Origin of the sequence: Actinacidiphila cocklensis (assembly GCF_907177275.1) — a bacterium.
Classification (GTDB): domain Bacteria; phylum Actinomycetota; class Actinomycetes; order Streptomycetales; family Streptomycetaceae; genus Actinacidiphila; species Actinacidiphila cocklensis.
Genome location: NZ_CAJSLV010000048.1, coordinates 261,713 through 281,573 on the forward strand (window position 1 = coordinate 261,713; position 19,861 = coordinate 281,573).

A 19,861-nucleotide genomic window follows, 5' to 3' on the forward strand; every position below is an offset into this window, starting at 1 on the left:
TCGCGGTCAGCCCGCTGCCGCGTCCGCGGCCTGGGCGCGCAGCGCGCGGTCGACGCCCGAGCGGGCCTCGACGACCAGCCGGCGCAGTGCCGGTACCGGCTCGGCGCTCGCCAGCCACGCGTCGGCCGCGTCCAGCGTGGCCTGCGAGACCTGCAGCGTCGGGAAGAGGCCGGTGACGATCTGCTGGCCCATCTCGTTGCTGCGGTCCGCCCAGACCTGCTTGATCGCGGCGAAGTACCGCTCGCTGTAGGCGGCGAGCAGCTCGCGCTGGTCGGTCTGCACGAAGCCGCCGATGACGGCCTCCTGCATCGCGTTGGGCAGCTTGTCGGACTCGACGACCGACGCCCACACCTCGGCCTTGGCCGCCTCGGTCGGCCGGGCGGCCTTCGCCGCGGCGGCGTGCTGCTCGCCGGCCGAGGTCGGGTCGAGGGCCAGCTCCGCGTCGATCGCCTTCTCGTCGGCCCGGCCGGTCACGGCGAGCCGGTTGAGCAGCGCCCAGCGCAGGTCGGTGTCGACGGCCAGGCCCTCGTAGCCCACCGTGCCGTCGAGCAGCCCGGCCAGGATGTCCAGCTGCTCGGGGGTGCGGGCGGTCGCGGCGAACGCCCTGGCCCACGCCAGCTGGTGGTCGCTGCCGGCCGCGGCGGCGGCCAGGTGCTCCTGGGCGGCGGCCGTCCAGCGGGCGAGCCCGGTCTCCCGCCACGCCGGGTCGGCGTACAGGTCGAGGGCCAGCTTCACCTGGCGGTGCAGGGACTGCACCACGCCGATGTCGGTCTCCTTGCCGATGCCGTGCAGCACCAGCTCCAGGTAGTCGCGGGTGGCCAGTTCGCCGTCCCGCGTCATGTCCCAGGCCGACGCCCAGATCAGGGCGCGCGGCAGCGACTCGGTGAAGTCGCCGACGTGGCCGCGGACCACGGCCAGGGACTGCTCGTCGAGCCGCACCTTGGCGTAGGACAGGTCGTCGTCGTTGAGCAGGATCACGTCGGGGCGGCGGGTGCCCGCGGCGAGCGGCACCTCGGTCAGCTCGCCGTCCACGTCCAGCTCGATCCGCTCGGTGCGCACCAGCGCGCCGTCCCGCAGGTCGTAGAGCCCGACCGCGATCCGGTGCGGCCGCAGCACGGGCTCGCCCTTGGCGCCCGCGGGCAGCGCCGGCGCCTCCTGGCGGACCGCGAAGGACGTCACCGCGCCCTGGGCGTCCACCGTGATCTCCGGCCGCAGCACGTTGATGCCCGCGGTCTCCAGCCACGCCTTGGACCAGGCCTTCAGGTCGCGGCCGGAGGTCTCCTCCAGCGCGCCCAGCAGGTCGGCCAGCCGGGTGTTCCCCCACGCGTGCCGCTTGAAGTACGCCTGCACGCCGGCGAAGAACTCGTCCATCCCGACGTAGGCGACCAGCTGCTTGAGCACCGATGCGCCCTTGGCGTACGTGATCCCGTCGAAGTTGACGAGCACGTCCTCCAGGTCGTTGATCTCCGCCATGATCGGGTGGGTCGAGGGCAGCTGGTCCTGCCGGTAGGCCCAGGTCTTCATGGTGTTGGCGAACGTCGTCCACGAGTGCGGCCAGCGCGAGCCCTCGGCGTGCGCCTGGCAGGCGATGGACGTGTAGGTGGCGAACGACTCGTTCAGCCACAGGTCGTTCCACCACTCCATGGTGACCAGGTCGCCGAACCACATGTGCGCCAGCTCGTGCAGGATCGTCTCGGCCCGCATCTCGTACGCCGCGTCGGTCACCTTCGACCGGAAGACGTACTGGTCGCGGATCGTCACCGCGCCGGCGTTCTCCATCGCGCCCGCGTTGAACTCCGGTACGAACAGCTGGTCGTACTTGGCGAACGGGTACGCGTAGTCGAACTTCTCCTGGAACCAGTCGAAGCCCAGCCGGGTGACCTCGAAGATCGCCTCGGCGTCGAGGTGTTCGGCCAGCGACGGGCGGCAGTAGATGCCCAGCGGCACGCTGCGGCCTTCGCCCTCCCAGCTGCCGTGCACCGAGGTGTAGGGACCGGCGATCAGCGCGGTGATGTACGACGACATCCGCGGGGTCGGCTCGAACGTCCACACCCCGTCGGCGGACGGCTCGGGCGTCGGCGAGTTGGAGATGACCGTCCAGCCCTGCGGCGCCTTGACCGTGAAGGCGAAGGTGGCCTTCAGGTCCGGCTGCTCGAAGCTGGCGAACACCCGCCGCGCGTCCGGCACCTCGAACTGCGTGTACAGATACGCCTGCTTGTCCACCGGGTCGACGAACCGGTGCAGACCCTCACCGGTGTTGGTGTAGGCGCAGTCGGCGACCACCAGCAGCTCGTTGCGCCCGCCGCGCAGCGAGTCCAGCGCGATCCGCGAGTCCGCGAAGACCTCGGCCGGGTCGAGCGCGGTCCCGTTCAGCACCACCTCGTGCACCTCGGGCGCCACCAGGTCGATGAAGCTCGCGCCGCCGTCCCCGGCCACGTCGAAGTGCACCGTCGTCCGCGACCTGAAGGTGCCCCCCTCCTGGGCGCCGCTCAGGTCCAGCTCGATCCCATAGCCGTCCACAGTCAGCAGAGCGGCCCGCTGCTGCGCCTCCTCGCGCGTGAGGTTCGTACCAGGCACGGTGGCCCACTCCTTCTCGTCAGGTGAGACGCCCATCCTCGCATGTCACCCTCGGGCGCCGGGGAAAGCCCGGGCATCGGGGCGCACGCCGTCGCGGGGTGTCCCGGCCGGCCTGCGGGCGGGGCACCCCGGGACGCACGAAGGCCCGGATCTCAGGCCGATATGCCGTCGATCCGGGCCAGGGCGTCATCCGCGCCGAAGGGTTGCAGGTATGGCAGCCAGCGCGGGTCCCGATGACCGGTCCCGATGATCCGCCAGGCCAGTCCCGAGGGCGGGGCCGGTTGGTGCCGCAGCCGCCAGCCGAGCTCGGCGACGTGGCGGTCGGCCTTGACGTGGTTGCAGCGTCTGCAGGCCGCTACCACGTTCTCCCAGGCGTGCTGGCCGCCCCGGCTGCGCGGGATGACATGGTCGACGCTGGTGGCCGCGGCACCGCAGTAGGCGCACCTGCCGCCGTCCCGGGCGAAGAGCGCCCTTCGGGTCAGCGGAACGGTGCCGCGAAAAGGGACGCGGACGAATTTGGTGAGCTTCACGACACTGGGCGCGGGCAGCGCCTGTGACTCGCTGTGCAGATAGGCGCCGGATTCCTCTAGGCATACGGCCTTGTTATTGAGTACGAGGACGAGCGCGCGGCGGAGCGGTACGACGCCGAGCGGCTCGTACGACGCGTTCAGGACCAGGACATGCGGCACGGATGCCTCCTTTAACGCCGGCGGCGCGTGGCTCGCGCCGGGACGATCTGTCTCAGTCTCTCCGGAAGGCGGGGCGCCGCGCCACCATGCCCGGGTAACGGACCGAGAGTGTTTTGGGCCACACGGCTGCTCCTCCCCCAGGCGCCCCTTCCCTTTTCTCCCCCGCCTGACGGCGTTCCGCTCCTCGAACGGGGCAACGGAACAGCATCGGTCCTTCGTTACTGTGGAGGCTTCGTACACTCCGGAGGTTTCCGCCCGTGTCCACCGCGACGCCCCCCGCCGCCGCCCCTCTCGACAGCGTCTCCCACACCGCCTCCCAGGCCGGAAGCTGGGTGGACGACAACTGGGCCGACTGGCTGAACGCCGGGCTGCAGATCCTGCTGATCCTGGTGATCGCGATCGTGCTGCGCTCGGTGGTGCGGCGCACGATCAGCCGGCTGATCGACCGGATGAACCGGGGTGCGGAGGCCGCTGCGGCGACCGCGCTGGGCGGGCTGCTGGTCAACGCGGAGCGGCGCAAGCAGCGCAGCGAGGCGATCGGCTCGGTGCTCAGGAGCGTGGCGTCGTTCCTCATCCTGGGCACCGCGGCGCTGACCGTCCTGTCGGTACTGAAGATCGATCTGGCCCCGCTGCTGGCCAGCGCGGGCGTGGCCGGCGTCGCGATCGGCTTCGGCGCCCGCAACCTGGTCACGGACTTCCTGTCAGGCGTCTTCATGATCCTTGAGGACCAGTACGGCGTCGGCGACGTCATCGACGCGGGCGTGGCGTCCGGCACGGTCGTCGAGGTGGGCCTGCGGGTGACGAAGCTGCGCGGCGAGAACGGCGAGATCTGGTACGTGCGCAACGGCGAGGTCAAGCGGATCGGCAACCTCAGCCAGGGCTGGGCGACGGCCGTGGTGGACGTCCAGGTGGGCTCCGGCGAGGACATGGACCGGGCGCGTGCGGTGGTCGTCGAGACCGCCGACGCGATGAGCAAGGAAGACCCCTGGGACGAGTACCTGTGGGAGCCGGTGCAGATGCTCGGCCTGGAGTCGGTCGGCTCGGACTTCGTGGTGCTCCAGGTGCAGGCCAGGACGATGCCGGGGCAGGCCGCGGCGGTGGCGCGCGAGCTGCGCTGGCGGATCAAGCGGGCCTTCGACCGCGAGGGCATAGTGATCACCGGCGGCACCCCCGCCGCCACGGTGACCGATCCGGCGGCGGTGGCCGCCGAGGGCGCGCCGGTCGCCGACGGCGCCGAAGAGAACGGCCCGGCGCCCGTGCAGCGCGCCGCGTCCGTACCGCCGCCGGCCGCCGGCGAGCAGTAGTCCCGGTACCGCACACCTTCCACCCGCAGGGGGCCGTCTACGGACGGCCCCCTGCGGGTAGATAACGACTTGGCCGCACGGCCTTCTGCACCCCTTGACGCTCCCCTTGCGGCAGGCCTACCTTTCGTTGCCAATAGGAAACTTTCCTAACAGTGAACTGAGGGAGGATGGCGCGCATGGCTGGCACACCTGGTACACCGCGCGTCCTGCGCGCCATGAACGACCGCGCCGCGCTCGACCTCCTGCTGGAGCACGGCACGCTCTCCCGGACCCGGATCGGCAAGCTCACCGGCCTGTCCAAGCCCACCGCCTCGCAGCTGCTGGCCCGCCTGGAGGCGGCCGGGCTGGTCCTGGCCACCGGCACCACCGCGGGCCGCCCGGGGCCGAACGCCCAGCTCTACTCGGTCAACCCGGCCGCCGCCCACGTCGCGGGGCTCGACGTGACCACGGAGCGCATCAGGGCCGCGGTTGCCGACATCACCGGCCGCACGGTCGGCTCCTTCCGGCTGCCCACGCCGCACCACCGGGCCGGCAGCGCCGTGGAGCAGGTCGTCCAGGCGCTGGACGGCGCGGTGAAGGCCGCCGGCCTCGGCCGCTCCGACCTGCACCGCGCGGTCATCGGCACGCCCGGCGCCTTCGACCCCAGCACCGGGCGGCTCCGCTACGCCAGCCACCTGCCCGGCTGGCACTCCCCCGCGCTGCTCGACGAGCTGGCCGCGGCCCTGCCGATGCCGCTGGAGTACGACAACGACGTCAACCTCGCCGCCGTCGCCGAGCAGCGGATCGGCGCGGCCCGCGGACACGACGACTTCGTCCTGCTGTGGAACGAGGAGGGCATCGGCGCGGCCCTGATGATCGGCGGCCGGCTGCACCGCGGCTGGACCGGCGGCGCCGGCGAGGTCGGCTTCCTGCCGGTCCCCGGCACCCCGCTGGTCCGCAACGTGACCAGGACCAACAACGGCGGCTTCCAGGAGCTGGCCGGCTGCAACGCCGTGCTGCGGCACGCACGGGAGCTGGGCCTCGACATCCCCGAAGGCCCGCTGCCGGACGCCGCCGCCGCGGTGCTGTGCCGCGCGGCCGCGGTCCACGCCGAGGGCGGGGAGGGCGGCGCCGAGCCGTACGCGGAACTGCTCGCCCGCTGCGCCACCGGTATGGCGGTCGGCCTGGCCTCCGTGGTCGCCGTGCTCGACCCCGAGCTGATCGTGCTGGCCGGCGACGTCGCCGTCGCGGGCGGCGAGCCGCTGCGCGCCCTCATCCAGTCGGAGCTCGCGGAGCTGGCCGTGCCCAGGCCGCGGCTCGTCCTCGGCAGCGTGGAGATGCACCCCGTCCTGAGCGGTGCCCTGGAAAGCGCGCTCGCCACCACCCGCGACGAGGTGTTCGACACCTCGCGCTGACCGCACCACCCCCACCGCCCAGCGGAACGGCACCCGGCTGCCGTCCCGACGGCACCGCACGCCCTCGCCCACCCCCTCGTACCCCGGAGGTAAAGAGCAGTGTCCCGTATACGCAAGGCAGCAGCCGCTGTGGCGGCGAGCGCCGCGATCACCCTGCTCGCGAGCGCGTGCACCGGCCAGAGCAGCACCTCGGCCGACGACGACGCCAGCAAGGACGTCACCATCACCTTCTGGCACGGCTGGTCGGCGCCCAACGAGCTCAAGGCGATCAACGACAACGTCGCCCGGTTCGAGAAGGCGCACCCCAACATCCACGTCAAGGTGCAGGGCAACATCACCGACGACAAGATCAACCAGGCGCTGCGGGCGGGCGGTTCCAAGGCGCCCGACGTCGTCTCCTCCTTCACCACCGACAACGTCGGCCAGTTCTGCTCGTCCGGCACCTTCGCCGACCTCGCGCCCTTCCTGCAGAAGTCGAAGATCGACCCGGCCGCGACATTCCCCAAGCCGATGCTCGAATACACCCAGTTCGAGGGCAAGCGGTGTTCGCTGCCGCTGCTGGGCGACGCGTACGGGCTGTACTACAACACCAAGGAGTTCGCGGCCGCCGGCATCAAGGCGCCGCCGAAGACCCTCAGCGAGTTCAAGGCGGACGCGGTCAAGCTGACCAAGTCCAGCGGCGACTCGTACTCCCAGCTCGGATTCATGCCGGACTTCCACGGCTACGAGTCGACTCCGATGCACATTGCCGCGCAGTGGGGCGTGAAGTACTTCGACGCCTCCGGCAAGTCCCAGGTCGCCAAGGACCCCGGTTTCGCGGCGATGTTCGGCTGGCAGCAGGACATGGTCAAGGCGCTCGGCGGCTTCTCCAAGCTGGAGAAGTACCGCGCCGGCTTCGGTGACGAGTTCGGCGCCAAGAACCCGCTGCAGACCGGTCAGGTCGCCATGGGCATCGACGGCGAGTGGCGGGCCGGCATGGCCAAGGACGCCGGGATGAACGACCTGGCCGTGGCGCCCTTCCCGGTGCCCGACGACCAGGCTGCGTCCTACGGCAAGGGCTACCTGTCCGGCACGATCATCGGCATCGCCAACACCAGCGCCAAGAAGAACGCGGCCTGGGAGCTGGTGAAGTTCATGACCACCGACACCGACGCGGTCGTCTCCTTCGCCAACGCCATCCACAACGTGCCCTCGACGCTGGCGGCGCTCACCTCGCCGAAGCTCGACCAGGACCCGTCCTTCAAGACCTTCCTCGACATCGCGCAGAACCCGGACAGCACCACCACCCCGCCGAGCGTCAACGGCGGCGCCTACCAGGTGACGCTGCAGGACTTCGGCTACTCCTACGAGTCGGGCAAGTCCAGGGACCTCGCACAGGGACTGAAGGGCGTCGACACGCAGGTCGACAAGGACATCGCGCAGGCCAAGTGATGAGCGCCGCCGTCCACCCCCTGCTGAGGGCCAAACGCCGCAAGGCGGCGCTGCGCAACCTCGCCTTCCTGTCGCCGTGGATCATCGGATTCTGCGTCTTCTTCGCCTACCCGCTGCTGTCGACCGTCTACTTCTCCTTCATGCACTACAACGGGGTGAATCCGCCGACCTGGACCGGCACCAAGAACTGGTCCTACGTCTTCAGGGACTACCCGCTGTTCTGGCCGGCGCTGCGCAACACCCTGTGGCTGGTCGTCGTCATGGTCACGCTCCGGGTCGTCTTCGGCCTGGGCGTGGGCCTGCTGATCACCAAGATCAAGACCGGCGCGGGCCTGTTCCGCACCGCCTTCTACCTGCCCTACCTGGCCCCGCCGGTCGCCGCGACGATGGCCTTCGTCTTCCTGCTCAACCCCGGCACCGGCCCGGTCAACCACATCCTGGGCGGCCTCGGCATCCCCACCCCCGGGTGGTTCACCGACCCGCACTGGTCCAAGCCGGCCCTGACCATCCTGGCGGTCTGGGGCATCGGCGACCTCATGGTCATCTTCATGGCCGCACTGCTCGACGTGCCCAAGGAGCAGTACGAGGCCGCCGAGCTGGACGGCGCAGGGGCCTGGGCGCGGTTCCGCTTCGTGACGCTGCCGAACATCTCGCCGATCGTGATGTTCGCGGTGGTCACCGGGGTCATCCAGACCATGCAGTACTACACGCAGCCGCTGGTGGCGGGGAAGGTCGCCTCCGGGATCATCGGCAACTCGGGCCAGCAGTTCGAGCCCGGCTATCCGGACAAGTCGACCCTGACCCTGCCGCAACTGGTCTACGAGCGCGGCTTCCAGCGCTTCGACTACGGCTCGGCATGCGTCATCGCCCTGGTGCTCTTCGTCCTGGCGATGGCCTTCACCGCACTGCTCATGCGCCGGCGAAACGGCTTCCTGTCGGCGGAGGACTGACGCCCGAACTCCCGCAGTGGCCGGCCGAGGAACGAGGCCGTCCGCGAAGGGAGGGGGCACCTTCCGCCGAAGGCAGGGGGAGAGCAGGAAGTCCGACCGAAAGAGATGTGGACTGATCACCCATGACCCAAGCGACTCTCACCGCCCCGGCCGCCTCCGCGCCCGGGCACCCGGCCGACGCGCGTGCCCGGCGCACCGCCCGCCGCAAGGCACGGCTGCACTGGATCGCCGTGCACTCCCTCGGCCTGGCCGCCGCCGCCTTCTTCGTGCTGCCCTTCGTGTTCGTCTTCCTCACCGCGGTGATGAGCGACAACCAGGCCCTCACCAGGGACCTGTGGCCGCACTCCTGGCAGTGGTCCAACTTCCGTACCGTGTGGGACACCCCGGGATTCCTCACCTGGTGGCGCAACACGCTGGTCTACGCGGTGTCCGGCACCGTGCTGACCGTGGTGTCCTCGCTGCCGGTGGCCTACGCACTGGCCAAGTTCCGCTTCCGCGGCCGCAACCTGGTCATGGTGCTGGTCATCTCCACGATGATGCTGCCGCCCCAGGTGATCATCATCCCGATGTACCTGTTCTGGACCAAGCAGCTCGGCATGGACGGCACCCTGTGGCCGCTGATCATCCCGATGGCCTTCGGCGACGCCTTCACCATCTTCCTGCTGCGCCAGTTCCTGCTGACCATCCCCAAGGAGTACACCGAGGCAGCCAGGGTGGACGGCTGCGGCGAACTGCGCACCCTGGTCACGGTGATCGTCCCGATGATCCGCCCGGCCATCGCCGCCGTCGCGCTCTTCCAGTTCTTCTACTGCTGGAACGACTACTTCGGCCCGCAGATCTACGCCAGTTCCAACCCGGCTGCCTGGACACTGAGTTACGGCCTGGAGTCCTTCAAGGGGGCGCACCACACCAACTGGAACCTGACAATGGCCGCGACCGTCCTGGTGATGGCGCCGGTGATCGTGGTCTTCTTCTTCGCTCAAAGGGCCTTCATCGAAGGCGTGACCCTGACTGGAGTCAAGGGATGAAACTGGCAGTCGTGGGCGGCGGGTCCACCTACACCCCCGAGCTGATCGACGGGTTCGCGCGGCTGCGCGACAGCCTGCCCGTCGAGGAGCTGGCGCTGATCGACCCGGACACGCACCGTCTGGACCTGGTCGGCGGGCTCGCCCGGCGGATCTTCGCCAAGCAGGGCCACCCGGGCCGCGTCGTCACCACCTCCGACCTGGAGGCGGGGGTGGCGGGGGCCGACGCGGTGCTGCTCCAGCTGCGGGTCGGCGGGCAGGCCGCGCGCAACCAGGACGAGACGTGGCCGCTGGAGTGCGGCTGCATCGGCCAGGAGACCACCGGCGCGGGCGGCCTCGCAAAGGCGATGCGCACCGTTCCCGTGGTCCTGGACATCGCCGAACGCGTCCGGCGGGCCGCGCCCGACGCGTGGATCATCGACTTCACCAACCCGGTGGGCATCGTCACCCGGGCGCTGCTGCAGGCCGGCCACAAGAGCGTCGGGCTGTGCAACGTGGCGATCGGCTTCCAGCGCCGCTTCGCCGCCAAGCTCGGCGTGGCGCCCGGGCAGGTACACCTGGACCACGTCGGGCTCAACCACCTGACCTGGGAGCGGGGGGTGCGCATCGGCGGCCCTGCGGGCGAGGACGTGCTGCCCAAGCTGCTCGCCGAGCACGGCGACGCCATCGCCGCGGACCTGCACCTGCCGCGCCCGGTCCTGGACCGGCTCGGCGTCGTCCCCTCGTACTACCTGCGCTACTACTACGCCCACGACGAGGTGGTGCGCGAGCTGCAGACCGCACCCTCGCGGGCCTCCCAGGTCGCCGCGATGGAGCGGGAGCTGCTGGAGATGTACGGCGACCCGGCACTCGACGAGAAGCCGGCGCTGCTGGCCAAGCGCGGCGGTGCCTTCTACTCGGAGGCCGCGGTCGCCCTCGCCTCGTCCCTGCTGCGAGCGGCGCACGTTCCCGCGGCCGGCGACGTGCAGGTCGTCAACACGTACAACAACGGCACCCTGCCCTTCCTGCCGGACGACGCCGTCATCGAGGTGCCCGCCACGGTCAACGGCGACGGCGCGGAGCCGCTGCCGGTGGCGCCGGTCGAGCCGCTGTACGCCGGGCTGATCGCGAACGTGACGGCCTACGAGGACCTGGCGCTCGACGCCGCCCTGCGCGGCGGCAGGGACCGGGTCTTCACCGCGCTGCTCGCCCACCCGCTGATCGGGCAGTACGACCTCGCCGAGCAGTTGACCGACCGTCTGATCGCGCACAACCGGGAGCACTTCGCGTGGGCCTGAACATCCCCCCGAGCCCCCGGCCGGGGAAGGTCCCCCAGCAGCCGCTCGTGCCCGGTGGCGTGCTCGCCGTCGACGCGGGCAACAGCAAGACCGACGTGGCGCTGGTCGCCGCCGACGGGCGGGTGCTCGGCGCCGCCCGCGGCGGCGGGTTCCAGCCGCCGGTGGTCGGCGTCGGCCCCGCCGTCGCCGCGTTGGCCGAGATCGTCGAGCGGGCGGCGGCGGACGCCGGGTTCGACGTCCGCGAGGGCGGCAGCGACGACGGCAGGCCGCTGGCCGCGTACACCTCGGCATGCCTGGCCAACGCGGACCTGCCCGTCGAGGAGCAGCGCCTGGAGACGGCCGTGCACGAGCGCGGCTGGGCGCTCACCACCCGGGTCGCCAACGACACCTTCGCGATTCTGCGGTCCGGCGTCGACGAGCCGCGCGGGGTGGCCGTGGTGTGCGGGGCGGGCATCAACTGCGTCGGCATGCTGCCGGACGGCCGCACCGCCAGGTTCCCGGCGATCGGCAAGATCTCCGGTGACTGGGGCGGCGGTTCCGGGCTCGCCGACGAGGCCCTGTGGTACGCCGCCAGGGCCGAGGACGGCCGCGGCGGGCCCACCGAACTGGCCCGCACCCTGCCCGCGCACTTCGGCCTCGGCTCGATGTACGCGCTGATCGAGGCGCTGCACCTGGAACTGCTGGCCGCGGAAAGGAAGTACGAGCTGACGCCGGTGCTCTTCGCGACCTCGGACGCCGGTGACCCGGTGGCCAGGACGATCCTGGCCAGGCAGGCCGAGGAGATCGTGGCGCTGGCCGTGGTCGCGCTCGGCCGCCTGGACCTGCTCGACGAGGAGGCCGACGTGGTGCTCGGCGGCGGGGTGATGGCGGCCCGCAACCCGTATCTGATGGACACCCTCGCGGAGTTGCTCACTGCCCGCGCCCCCAAGGCGCGCACCCGGGTGGTGACCGCCCCGCCGGTGCTGGGCGCGGCCCTGCTGGGCCTGGACCAGCTGGCCGCGCCACCGCAGGCGCACGCCACCCTGCGGGCGCACTACGGCTGAGCCGCACGAGGGGGCGCGATCGGGCAGCGGGTGCGGGAACCGAACCCCTGCGCGGTGCGTGTGATCAGTCGGGGGCGGGTAGTGACCGGCCAAGATCACACGGCCGCTGGAGGTATGGCACCGGCTGCGGCCATACTGCTGCCTGACAGCGTGACTTCCGCACGAGCGGCAAGTCGGACTCGGGGGAGGGTATGTGACGCACACGCCGACGGGGAACGCGGGTAGCCCTGACGTGCGCAGGGGTGCGGGCGTGCCCGTACCGCGCGGCGGTGTGCCCGTACCGCCGCCGGGTGGCCCCGGTCCCGGCCGGCGGCGGGCCTGGGTGGAGTCCGCAGCCCGGATGCGGGCCGCGGCGACCACGGAGCCGGGGCGGCTGCGGATCATCGGGGCCGGGCTCGCGCTGCTGGTGGTGGCCTTCGGCGCGGTCACCGCGTGGCAGGTCAACGACCGCTCCACCGCCGCGGACAACGTCGTCAAGCACAGCGCCCCGCTCAGCGCGACGGCCGCGGAGATCTACCGCTCGCTCGCCGACGCCGACGCCACCGTCACCGGCGGCTTCCTGGTCGGCGGCCTGCAGCCCAAGACGGTCTCCGACCGCTACGAGGACGACATCACCAACGCCTCGACGCTGATCGCCCAGGCCGCGGCCAACAGCGAGGGCTCCCCGCAGGCCCACGCCCAGATAGCCGCGCTCAACCAGCAACTGCCGAAGTACGTCGAACTGGTGACGGCAGCCCAGACCAACAACCGGCAGGGCCTGCCGGTCGGCGGCGCCTACCTGCGGTACGCCAACACCCAGATGCGCAAGCCCGGCGGCCTGCTGTCCGCGGCCGACAAGCTCTACCAGATCGAGACCGACCGCCTCGGCAGCGACTACACCCGTGCCAAGGCGCTGCCGTACGTCTCCTGGGCGGTGGGCGCGGTCGCGCTGGGCGCCCTGCTCTGGGCGCAGCGCCGCCACTACCGGCGCACCAACCGGGTGTTCAACCACGGCATGCTGGCCGCCAGCGCCGCCTCCGCCGTGGTGCTGCTGTGGCTGGTGGCCGGGCACACCCTGGCCCGCAACCAGCTCGAACACTCCGACGCGCACGGCGCCCGCTCGATGCAGGTGCTCAACACCGCGCGGATCGGCGTGCTGCAGGCCCGCGGCGACGAGAACCTGACGCTGGTGGCCCGCGGTTCGGGCGACGCCTACGAGAAGAACTTCACCGACGGCATGACCTCGCTGGCCGGCCCCGACCCCAAGGGCGTCGGCGGAGTGCTGGCGCAGGCGCTGCAGCTGGCCGACGACTCGGCGGGCAGCGATCCCGTCAACGCCGCGGTCAAGAGCGTGCAGACCTGGCGCGGGCGGCACACCGCTGAGCGCAAGAGCGACAAGGCCGGGGATTACACCACGGCCGTCGCCGAGGTCATCGGCGGCAAGGACAGCAGCGGCAAGGACGTGAAGGACACGACAGGCAACTGCTTCGACGCGGTCGACGCGAGCCTGCAGCAGGCCGTCACGCAGGAGCAGAAGGAGTTCAAGTCCGCCGCCGACAACGGCCGCGACGCCCTGGCGATGCTGCCGTACGGCGCGGCGGCGCTCGCCGTGCTCGCCGCGGCGGGTGCGCTGCTGGGCATCGGCCGCCGGCTGTCGGAATACCGGTGAGCGGGATGCTGGCGATATCGCGCACGGACGCGGCGCAAGCGGGAGGGAGACGGACGGTGGTCGGACATCGGCGCGGCTGGGGCGGAGTCGCCGGCATGGCGGCGGCCTGCACGCTGGCCCTCCTCGGCGCACTCGTCCCGCTGCGGGACGCCCCCGCCCCCATCACCGCGGCGCAGCCGGGTCCTGTGGTCAGGGCGCACTACGCCACCGCGCACGACGACTCGCAGAAGTGCACCCAGCCCGAGCGCAGCCTCAACCCGGACTCGGGCACCGACACGGGCGCCGCGATCGCCCGGATCAGGAAGTACGGCAAGCTGCGGGTCGGCGTCGACCAGAACAGCTACCTGTGGGGCTTCCGCGACCCCGCCACCGGCGACTTCGCCGGCTTCGACATCGACCTGGTCAAGGCCATCGCCAAGGACATCCTGGGCGACGAGAACGCCGTGCAGTACCTGACGGTGCCGACCGCCGACCGCATCCCGGACATCAAGGCGGGCACGGTCGACATGGTGGTCCGCACCATGACCATCAACTGCGACCGGATCAAGGACGTCGCCTTCTCCACCGCCTACTTCACCGCCGGCCAGCAGATCCTGACCTCCGACAACTCCTCGATCACCGGCTTCGACGACTCGCTCAAGGGCAAGACCGTCTGCACGGCGACCGGTTCGACGGGCGACGACAAGCTCAACGAGGGCTCGCACGGCGCCACCGTGATGCGGGTCGCCAACCAGCTCGACTGCCTGGTGCAGCTGCAACTCGGCCTGGCCGACGCGGTCTTCACCGACAACGCGCTCGGCGCGGGGCAGGCCGCGCAGGACCCGACGGCGCACCTGGTGGGCACGACCGTCACCGAGGAGCCGTACGGTGTGGCCATGAACCTGGCCGACACCGACCTGGTGCGGCGGGTCAACAGGGTGCTCAACACCTATCGTGCCGACGGTTCGTGGCAGCGTTCGTACCACAACTGGCTGGAGGACGTGCTGCCCGGCATCCAGCCGCCCGCACCGTTGTACAAATAGGTCAGGGGCAGGGTGGGAAGAGAGGGCGTGATGGCGGTCGCGGGACCATCCGGACCGGTGATGGGACGGGAGGACGTCGACCGTGCCCTGGCGCGGCTGGCCACCGAGCACGAGGCGGTCGAGTCCTCGCTGCTCTCGCTCCAGGACCATTCGGGCCGCCGGCTGCTGGAGGGCGCCGAGCTGACGGGCGTCACCAAGGAGCGGTGGGCCGAGACCGACGCGGCGATCACCGCGCTGTGGACGCACTTCGAGGCGTACACCGACGCCCTGACCACCGCCCGCGAGCTGCGCTCCCGGCGGCGCTGGCCGACCCAGACGGAACTACGGCGGCTGACCGAACTGCTGCGCGACGAGGGCGTCAGCGTGACCGGCGCCGCCGTCCCCGACGCCGCCCGCTCGCTGACCGGCCCTGCGCGGCTGACCGAGCGGCTCAGCCTCCAGCAGCTCGTCACCCGGATGAACGGCTGGTACGACCAGGCGATGGAGACCGTCGCCGCGGCCGACTCCGTGTGGTCGGCGCTGCCCGCCAGGATCGACCTGCTGGCCGCCGATGCCCAGCGGGTGCGCTCGCTGGCTCACTCGGTGGGGGTGCGCCCCGGGGCGCACCCGTCCGGTGACGAGCTGGAGGGGCTGATCGCGGAGCTGACCGAACTGCGCGCGCAGACCGTGTCCGACCCGCTGGCCTTCTGGCGGGCCAGGCCCACGCCCGGCCGCCCCGACACCTCGCGCTACGAGCAGGCGGGCCGGCTGCTGGACGACATCCGCCGCGAGGTCGAGGCGGTGATGCACGTCAGGGACGACGCCGAGCACCGGCTCGGCCGGCTGCGCGATGTGCTGTCCCGCGCGGACCGCACCCTGACCGAGGCGCGCAGCGCCCGGGTGGAGGTGCTGTCGAAGATCCTCGCCTCGGATGTGCCGGCGGTCAGCGGCCCTGCCTCCGCGCTGCACGAACAGCTCGCGGCGGCCGAGGAGTTCACCAGATCCGCGCAGTGGCACCGGCTCTCGCCGCTGCTGGACAGCCTGGAGCAGCACGCCGACGACGAGCTGCTGCGGGCCAGGGAGTCGCTGACCGCGGTGACCGCGCCGCTGGCGGTGCGCGCCGAACTGCGCGGCCGGCTCGACGCCTACCGCGCGAAGGTCGCCAGGCTCGGCATGGCGGAGGACCCGCTGCTGATCGAACGCTACGACCAGGCCCGGCGGCTGCTGTGGAGCGCGCCCTGCGACCTGGCGGCGGCCGAGCGGACCGTGCAGCGCTACCAGCAGGCGGTGGCCGAGATCGGGGTCCAGCGCCCGCCGCAGGACCGACGGTGACCAGGGGTGCCCGCGGGCGTCCCCCACCGTTCCCGCGGGATTCGCAACCGTCGCGTACGGTACGACCGTCGTAGCCGGTACGGGCCGGGGCCTGCACCGGACGGACGGGGCCGCGGGCGGCTGCGCAAGAGCGCCGGACCCGGGTCCGGCGGCGGTGGCACACCAGGGGAAAGGCTGAGGGGGACACAGTGAGCAAGTGCCAACGGCCGGGTTGCGGCGGGACCTTGGAGGACATGGGCGGCGGCGAGATGTACTGCGACACCTGCGGGCTCGCGCCGCTGCCTGCCGCCGCCGCACCGCCCGCACCGCCCGCACCGCCCGCACCCTCCTCGCCGCCGTCCTCGCCGCCCTCCGCACAAGCGCCGCGCGCGGCCGGCGCCGACTCGGGGCGCACGTCCACCTCCACCTCCTCGCGGTCCTCCAAGTCGTCCTCCCGGGCCTCCAGGCGCTCGGTGTCGGGCCGGCTCTCGCAGGCGCTGACGGGCTCCGCCACCGGCCGCTCGGTGTCGGTGCGCAGCAGCCGCTCCGGCTCGGCCGGCTCCGGGCGCGGCAAGCTCGGCGCCGGCCTGGTCACCGTCCCCACCGTGCCGCGGCCCGACCCGGCCGCCGCGGTGCTGGCCAATCCCGAGGTGCCCGAGCGCAAGCGCTTCTGCAGCAAGGGCGACTGCGGGGCGCCGGTGGGCCGCAGCCGCGGCGACCGACCCGGGCGTACCGAGGGCTTCTGCACCAAGTGCGGGCACCCGTACTCGTTCTCGCCCAAGCTGCGCCCCGGCGACGTGGTGCACGGGCAGTACCACGTGGTGGGCTGCCTGGCGCACGGCGGGCTCGGCTGGATCTACCTGGCCGTGGACCGCGCGGTCTCCGACCGCTGGGTGGTGCTCAAGGGCCTGCTGGACACCGGCGACGAGGACGCGCTGGCCGCCGCGGTCTCCGAGCGGCGCTTCCTGGCCGAGATCGAGCACCCCAACATCGTGCGGATCTACAACTTCGTCGAGCACCTCGACCAGCGCACCGGCACCCTCGACGGCTACATCGTGATGGCCTACGTCGGCGGCAAGTCGCTCAAGGAGATCGCCAACGAGCGCCGCACGCCCGACGGCAGGCGTGCCCCGCTGCCGGTCGCGCAGGCCATCGCCTTCGCCATCGAGGCCCTGGAGGCGCTGGGCCACCTGCACAGCCGCAACCTGCTCTACTGCGACTTCAAGGTCGACAACGCCATCCAGACCGAGGACCGGCTCGAACTCATCGACATGGGCGCGGTCCGCCGCATGGACGACGCCGAGTCGGCCATCTACGGCACGGTCGGCTACCAGGCCCCCGAGGTCGCCGAGGTCGGCCCGTCGGTCGCCTCCGACCTCTACACCGTCGCCCGCACCCTGGCGGTGCTGACCTTCGACTTCCAGGGCTACACCAACGTCTTCGTCGACAGCCTGCCCGACCCGGGCAACATCGAGGTCCTCTCCCGCTACGAGTCCTTCTACCGGCTGCTGGTGCGGGCCACCGACCCGGACCCCGGCAAGCGGTTCGCCTCCGCCGAGGAGATGTCCGACCAGCTGCTCGGGGTGCTGCGGGAGATCGTCGCCCTGGAGACCGGGGTGCAACGGCCCGCCCTGTCCACGTTGTTCGGCCCGGAGCTGCGGGTGGTGGACACCGAGCTGGTCCGCGCGGTCGCCGGTGACGCCTCCGCGCTCGGCGGCGACCGGGCGCTGGAGAAGGCCGCCAGACGCCGCGACAAGGCCGGTGCGAAAGCCCTGGCACAGGGCGGGGCGAACGGCGCGGCTGCGAACGGCGCGGCAATGGGCGCAGGCCAGAGCGGCGTGGCAATAGGCGGCGGTCCGGCAATGGGCCAAGCCCTGCCGCCCGGTGCGGTGCCCGCGCAACTGCCGGGTCCCGGCGGGTATCCGGCGGCGGCCGCCGCCCAGGGCTGGGCGCCGCCGCTCCCCGTGGTGGCCAGGCTCGACACCACCGCGGCCGTCCTGGCGCTCCCTGTCCCGCACGTCGACCCCGGCGACCCCAACGCGGGGTTCCTGGCCGGGCTTTCGGCCGCCGCCCCGGGCGAGCTGGTCACCGCCCTGCAGTCGGCGCCGGTCGACTCGGTCGAGCGGCGGCTGCGGGAGGTCCGCGCCCGGCTGGAGCTCGGGGACGCGACCGGCGCCCACCAGGTGCTCGGCTCGCTCGCCGACCCCGACGACAACGCGGACTGGCGGGTGGTGTGGCACCGCGGCCTGGCCGCGCTGTGCACCGGCGACCACGAGACGGCCGCGCTGAGCTTCGACGCGGTCTACGACGCCTTCCCCGGCGAGCCGGCGCCGAAGCTGGCGCTGGGCGTGTGCGCCGAGGTGCTGCGGCAGCTCGACAATGCCGCGGAGTACTACCGGCTGGTGTGGACCGGCGACCACAGCTACGTCAGCGCCGCCTTCGGCCTGGCCCGGGTGCTGCTGGCCTCCGGCGACCGGGCGGGCGCGGTCGCCGCGCTGGAGGCGGTGCCCGAGTCGTCCATCCACTACACGGCCGCGCGGGTCGCCGCGATCAGGGCCAGGCTGCGGGACCGCTCGCCGCACGAGCCGCTGCTGACCGACCTGCGGGCGGCCGGGCTGCAGGTCGAGGCGCTGCAGCGGCAGGGCCTGGACTCCGACAGGCGCGCGCAGTTGGCCACCGAGGTGCTGGGCAGCGCACTGGACTGGGTGCTCGCCGGCCGTGTCGGGGAGCACACGGCGGTGCCCGCGGGCGTACCGTCGTCCGCATCCGGCGCCCATGCCGTGCTGGGCGCCGACTTGACCGAGCGGGGCCTGCGGTTCGGCCTCGAACGCTCGTACCGGGTCCTGGCAAGGCTCGCCCAGCAGGGCAGTACGAGGATCGAACTGGTGGAACGCGCCAACCGCTTCCGCCCCAGGACGTGGGTGTAACAGATGCCACCACTGCCCGAGTCGGCGCGGGCGACGCAGCCCGTCAGCCCGGCGCTCTGCCCCAACTGCGCCGATCCGCTGGACGCGGACGACCGCTACTGCGGGAGCTGCGGTCTCGACCTGACCGCCCCGGCGCCCGCCGCCGCGGCGCCGCCCGCGGCCGCGCCGCCGCCCGCTGCCGCGGCCGCCGAGGCCGGGGAGGGGCCGGCCACCGACGCGTTCGTCCTGGCCCCGCCCAAGCCGCCCAGAGCCGCGCCGGAGGCCGCCGACGGCGACACCCTCGCGCTCGGCGTCGCCGTGCCCGGCGCCCGGCCGTCCGTCCCGGACGGACCGGTCTGCGTGGCGTGCGGGCTGGGCGGGGTGGACGACGACGGCTACTGCGAGCACTGCGGGCACGCCCAGCCGCGCCAGCGCGACCACCAGGAGCAGGAGCTGGCGGGCGTGGCCGCGGTCAGCGACCGCGGGCTGCGGCACCACCGCAACGAGGACGCCTTCGCGGTGGCCACCACCGAGCTGCCGGACGGCACCCCCGCGGTGGCCGCGGTGGTGTGCGACGGCGTGTCCACCGCGTACCGCCCCGACGACGCGTCGGCTGCCGCGTCCGCCGCGGGGCGCGAGTCGCTGCTGGCCGCGCTGGAGCGCGGCACCCCGGCGGAGGACGCGATGCGCACCGCCCTGATGGCGGCCTTCGACGCGGTGACCGCGCTCGCGGACGAGGAGGAGCCGGCCGGCGGCGTCCCGCACCACAACTCCCCGGCCTGCACCTGCGTCAGCGCGGTCGTGACGGGACCGGTGTTCACGGTGGGCTGGATCGGCGACAGCCGCGCGTACTGGGTGCCCGACGACCGCACGCAGCCCGCGTCACGGCTGACCGAGGACGACTCGTGGGCGGCCAGGATGGTCTCGGCGGGCCTGATGTCGGAGGCGGAGGCGTACGCCGACGCGCGGGCGCACGCGATCACCGGCTGGCTGGGCGCGGACGCGGTGGAGGTCGACCCGCATGTGGCCGCCTTCCAGCCGGAGGGGCCCGGGGTCATCGTGGTGTGCACCGACGGGCTGTGGAACTACGCCGAGTCGGCCGCCGAGATGGCCGAGGCCCTTCCGGCCGACGCGCGCGTCCGCCCGCTGCACAGCGCGCGCACCTTGCTGGGTGTCGCGCTGGACGGCGGCGGCCACGACAACGTAACGGTCGCGGTGCTGCCGTTCCCGGCCGCCGTGTCCCGGGCAGGATTCCCATCCGCGTAGCTTCCGGAAGAGCTGGGCGGGGCTGTGAAGGGCTTTAAG

General features: G+C 72.4%; 14 protein-coding genes. 12 read left to right on the forward strand and 2 right to left on the reverse strand.

The genetic code is table 11. From position 1 onward, the window contains the following. Nucleotides 1-6 precede the first annotated feature (6 nt). Together pepN and NFU81_RS12190 are read right to left on the reverse strand one after the other, a co-directional pair. Nucleotides 7-2,577: an aminopeptidase N gene (gene pepN / locus NFU81_RS12185; protein WP_251489064.1), complete on the reverse strand. Its 2,571-nt coding sequence runs from the start codon at nucleotides 2,575-2,577 to the stop codon at nucleotides 7-9. Between the two features lie 152 nt (nucleotides 2,578-2,729). Beyond that, the gene (locus NFU81_RS12190) at nucleotides 2,730-3,266 is read right to left on the reverse strand and encodes an HNH endonuclease (protein WP_033172826.1); all 537 of its coding nucleotides are present in this window, start codon (nucleotides 3,264-3,266) and stop codon (nucleotides 2,730-2,732) included. A 257-nt stretch (nucleotides 3,267-3,523) separates the two neighbouring features. Between NFU81_RS12190 and NFU81_RS12195 the strand changes: the two genes are divergently transcribed. From NFU81_RS12195 to NFU81_RS12250, 12 genes are all read left to right on the forward strand, one after another. Further along, a complete protein-coding gene (locus tag NFU81_RS12195; RefSeq protein ID WP_251488708.1) occupies nucleotides 3,524-4,570 on the forward strand; it encodes a mechanosensitive ion channel family protein in 1,047 nt (348 codons plus the stop codon). A 167-nt stretch (nucleotides 4,571-4,737) separates the two neighbouring features. After that, entirely contained in the window at nucleotides 4,738-5,964 is a 1,227-nt protein-coding gene (locus tag NFU81_RS12200) for an ROK family transcriptional regulator (protein WP_251488709.1), read from the forward strand. 99 nt (nucleotides 5,965-6,063) lie between these two features. Next, nucleotides 6,064-7,395 carry an extracellular solute-binding protein gene (locus NFU81_RS12205; RefSeq protein ID WP_251488712.1) on the forward strand — a complete coding sequence of 444 codons (1,332 nt, stop codon included), beginning with the start codon at nucleotides 6,064-6,066 and terminating at the stop codon, nucleotides 7,393-7,395. After that, a complete protein-coding gene (locus NFU81_RS12210; protein ID WP_251488716.1) occupies nucleotides 7,395-8,345 on the forward strand; it encodes a carbohydrate ABC transporter permease in 951 nt (316 codons plus the stop codon). Before NFU81_RS12205 ends, NFU81_RS12210 begins: the two co-directional genes overlap by 1 nt. Nucleotides 8,346-8,467: 122 nt before the next feature. Continuing rightward, complete coding sequence (locus NFU81_RS12215; protein WP_251488717.1) at nucleotides 8,468-9,373, forward strand: carbohydrate ABC transporter permease; 906 nt, start codon at nucleotides 8,468-8,470, stop codon at nucleotides 9,371-9,373. Further along, the gene (locus NFU81_RS12220; RefSeq protein WP_251488720.1) at nucleotides 9,370-10,647 is read left to right on the forward strand and encodes a 6-phospho-beta-glucosidase; all 1,278 of its coding nucleotides are present in this window, start codon (nucleotides 9,370-9,372) and stop codon (nucleotides 10,645-10,647) included. Before NFU81_RS12215 ends, NFU81_RS12220 begins: the two co-directional genes overlap by 4 nt. Nucleotides 10,648-10,706: 59 nt before the next feature. After that, complete coding sequence (locus NFU81_RS12225) at nucleotides 10,707-11,690, forward strand: N-acetylglucosamine kinase (protein WP_251489066.1); 984 nt, start codon at nucleotides 10,707-10,709, stop codon at nucleotides 11,688-11,690. A gap of 193 nt (nucleotides 11,691-11,883) precedes the next feature. After that, on the forward strand, nucleotides 11,884-13,338 hold the full coding sequence (locus NFU81_RS12230) for a hypothetical protein (RefSeq protein ID WP_422665181.1): 1,455 nt from the start codon (nucleotides 11,884-11,886) through the stop codon (nucleotides 13,336-13,338). A gap of 95 nt (nucleotides 13,339-13,433) precedes the next feature. Beyond that, on the forward strand, nucleotides 13,434-14,360 hold the full coding sequence (locus NFU81_RS12235) for a glutamate ABC transporter substrate-binding protein (RefSeq protein ID WP_422665188.1): 927 nt from the start codon (nucleotides 13,434-13,436) through the stop codon (nucleotides 14,358-14,360). A 30-nt stretch (nucleotides 14,361-14,390) separates the two neighbouring features. Then, complete coding sequence (locus tag NFU81_RS12240; RefSeq protein WP_251489068.1) at nucleotides 14,391-15,671, forward strand: coiled-coil domain-containing protein; 1,281 nt, start codon at nucleotides 14,391-14,393, stop codon at nucleotides 15,669-15,671. A gap of 233 nt (nucleotides 15,672-15,904) precedes the next feature. Next, a complete protein-coding gene (locus NFU81_RS12245) occupies nucleotides 15,905-18,577 on the forward strand; it encodes a serine/threonine-protein kinase (protein WP_251488727.1) in 2,673 nt (890 codons plus the stop codon). Between the two features lie 3 nt (nucleotides 18,578-18,580). After that, nucleotides 18,581-19,822 carry a protein phosphatase 2C domain-containing protein gene (locus tag NFU81_RS12250; RefSeq protein ID WP_251488729.1) on the forward strand — a complete coding sequence of 414 codons (1,242 nt, stop codon included), beginning with the start codon at nucleotides 18,581-18,583 and terminating at the stop codon, nucleotides 19,820-19,822. Nucleotides 19,823-19,861 lie beyond the last annotated feature (39 nt).

Bases quoted from the DNA above. Each gene is read 5' to 3' on its own strand.
- NFU81_RS12200 (WP_251488709.1), top strand. From the start codon at position 4,738: ATGGCGCGCATGGCTGGCACACCTGGTACACCGCGCGTCCTGCGCGCC.
- NFU81_RS12210 (WP_251488716.1), top strand. From the start codon at position 7,395: ATGAGCGCCGCCGTCCACCCCCTGCTGAGGGCCAAACGCCGCAAGGCG.
- NFU81_RS12215 (WP_251488717.1), top strand. From the start codon at position 8,468: ATGACCCAAGCGACTCTCACCGCCCCGGCCGCCTCCGCGCCCGGGCAC.
- NFU81_RS12220 (WP_251488720.1), top strand. From the start codon at position 9,370: ATGAAACTGGCAGTCGTGGGCGGCGGGTCCACCTACACCCCCGAGCTG.
- NFU81_RS12235 (WP_422665188.1), top strand. From the start codon at position 13,434: ATGGCGGCGGCCTGCACGCTGGCCCTCCTCGGCGCACTCGTCCCGCTG.
- NFU81_RS12240 (WP_251489068.1), top strand. From the start codon at position 14,391: ATGGCGGTCGCGGGACCATCCGGACCGGTGATGGGACGGGAGGACGTC.
- NFU81_RS12245 (WP_251488727.1), top strand. From the start codon at position 15,905: ATGGGCGGCGGCGAGATGTACTGCGACACCTGCGGGCTCGCGCCGCTG.
- NFU81_RS12250 (WP_251488729.1), top strand. From the start codon at position 18,581: ATGCCACCACTGCCCGAGTCGGCGCGGGCGACGCAGCCCGTCAGCCCG.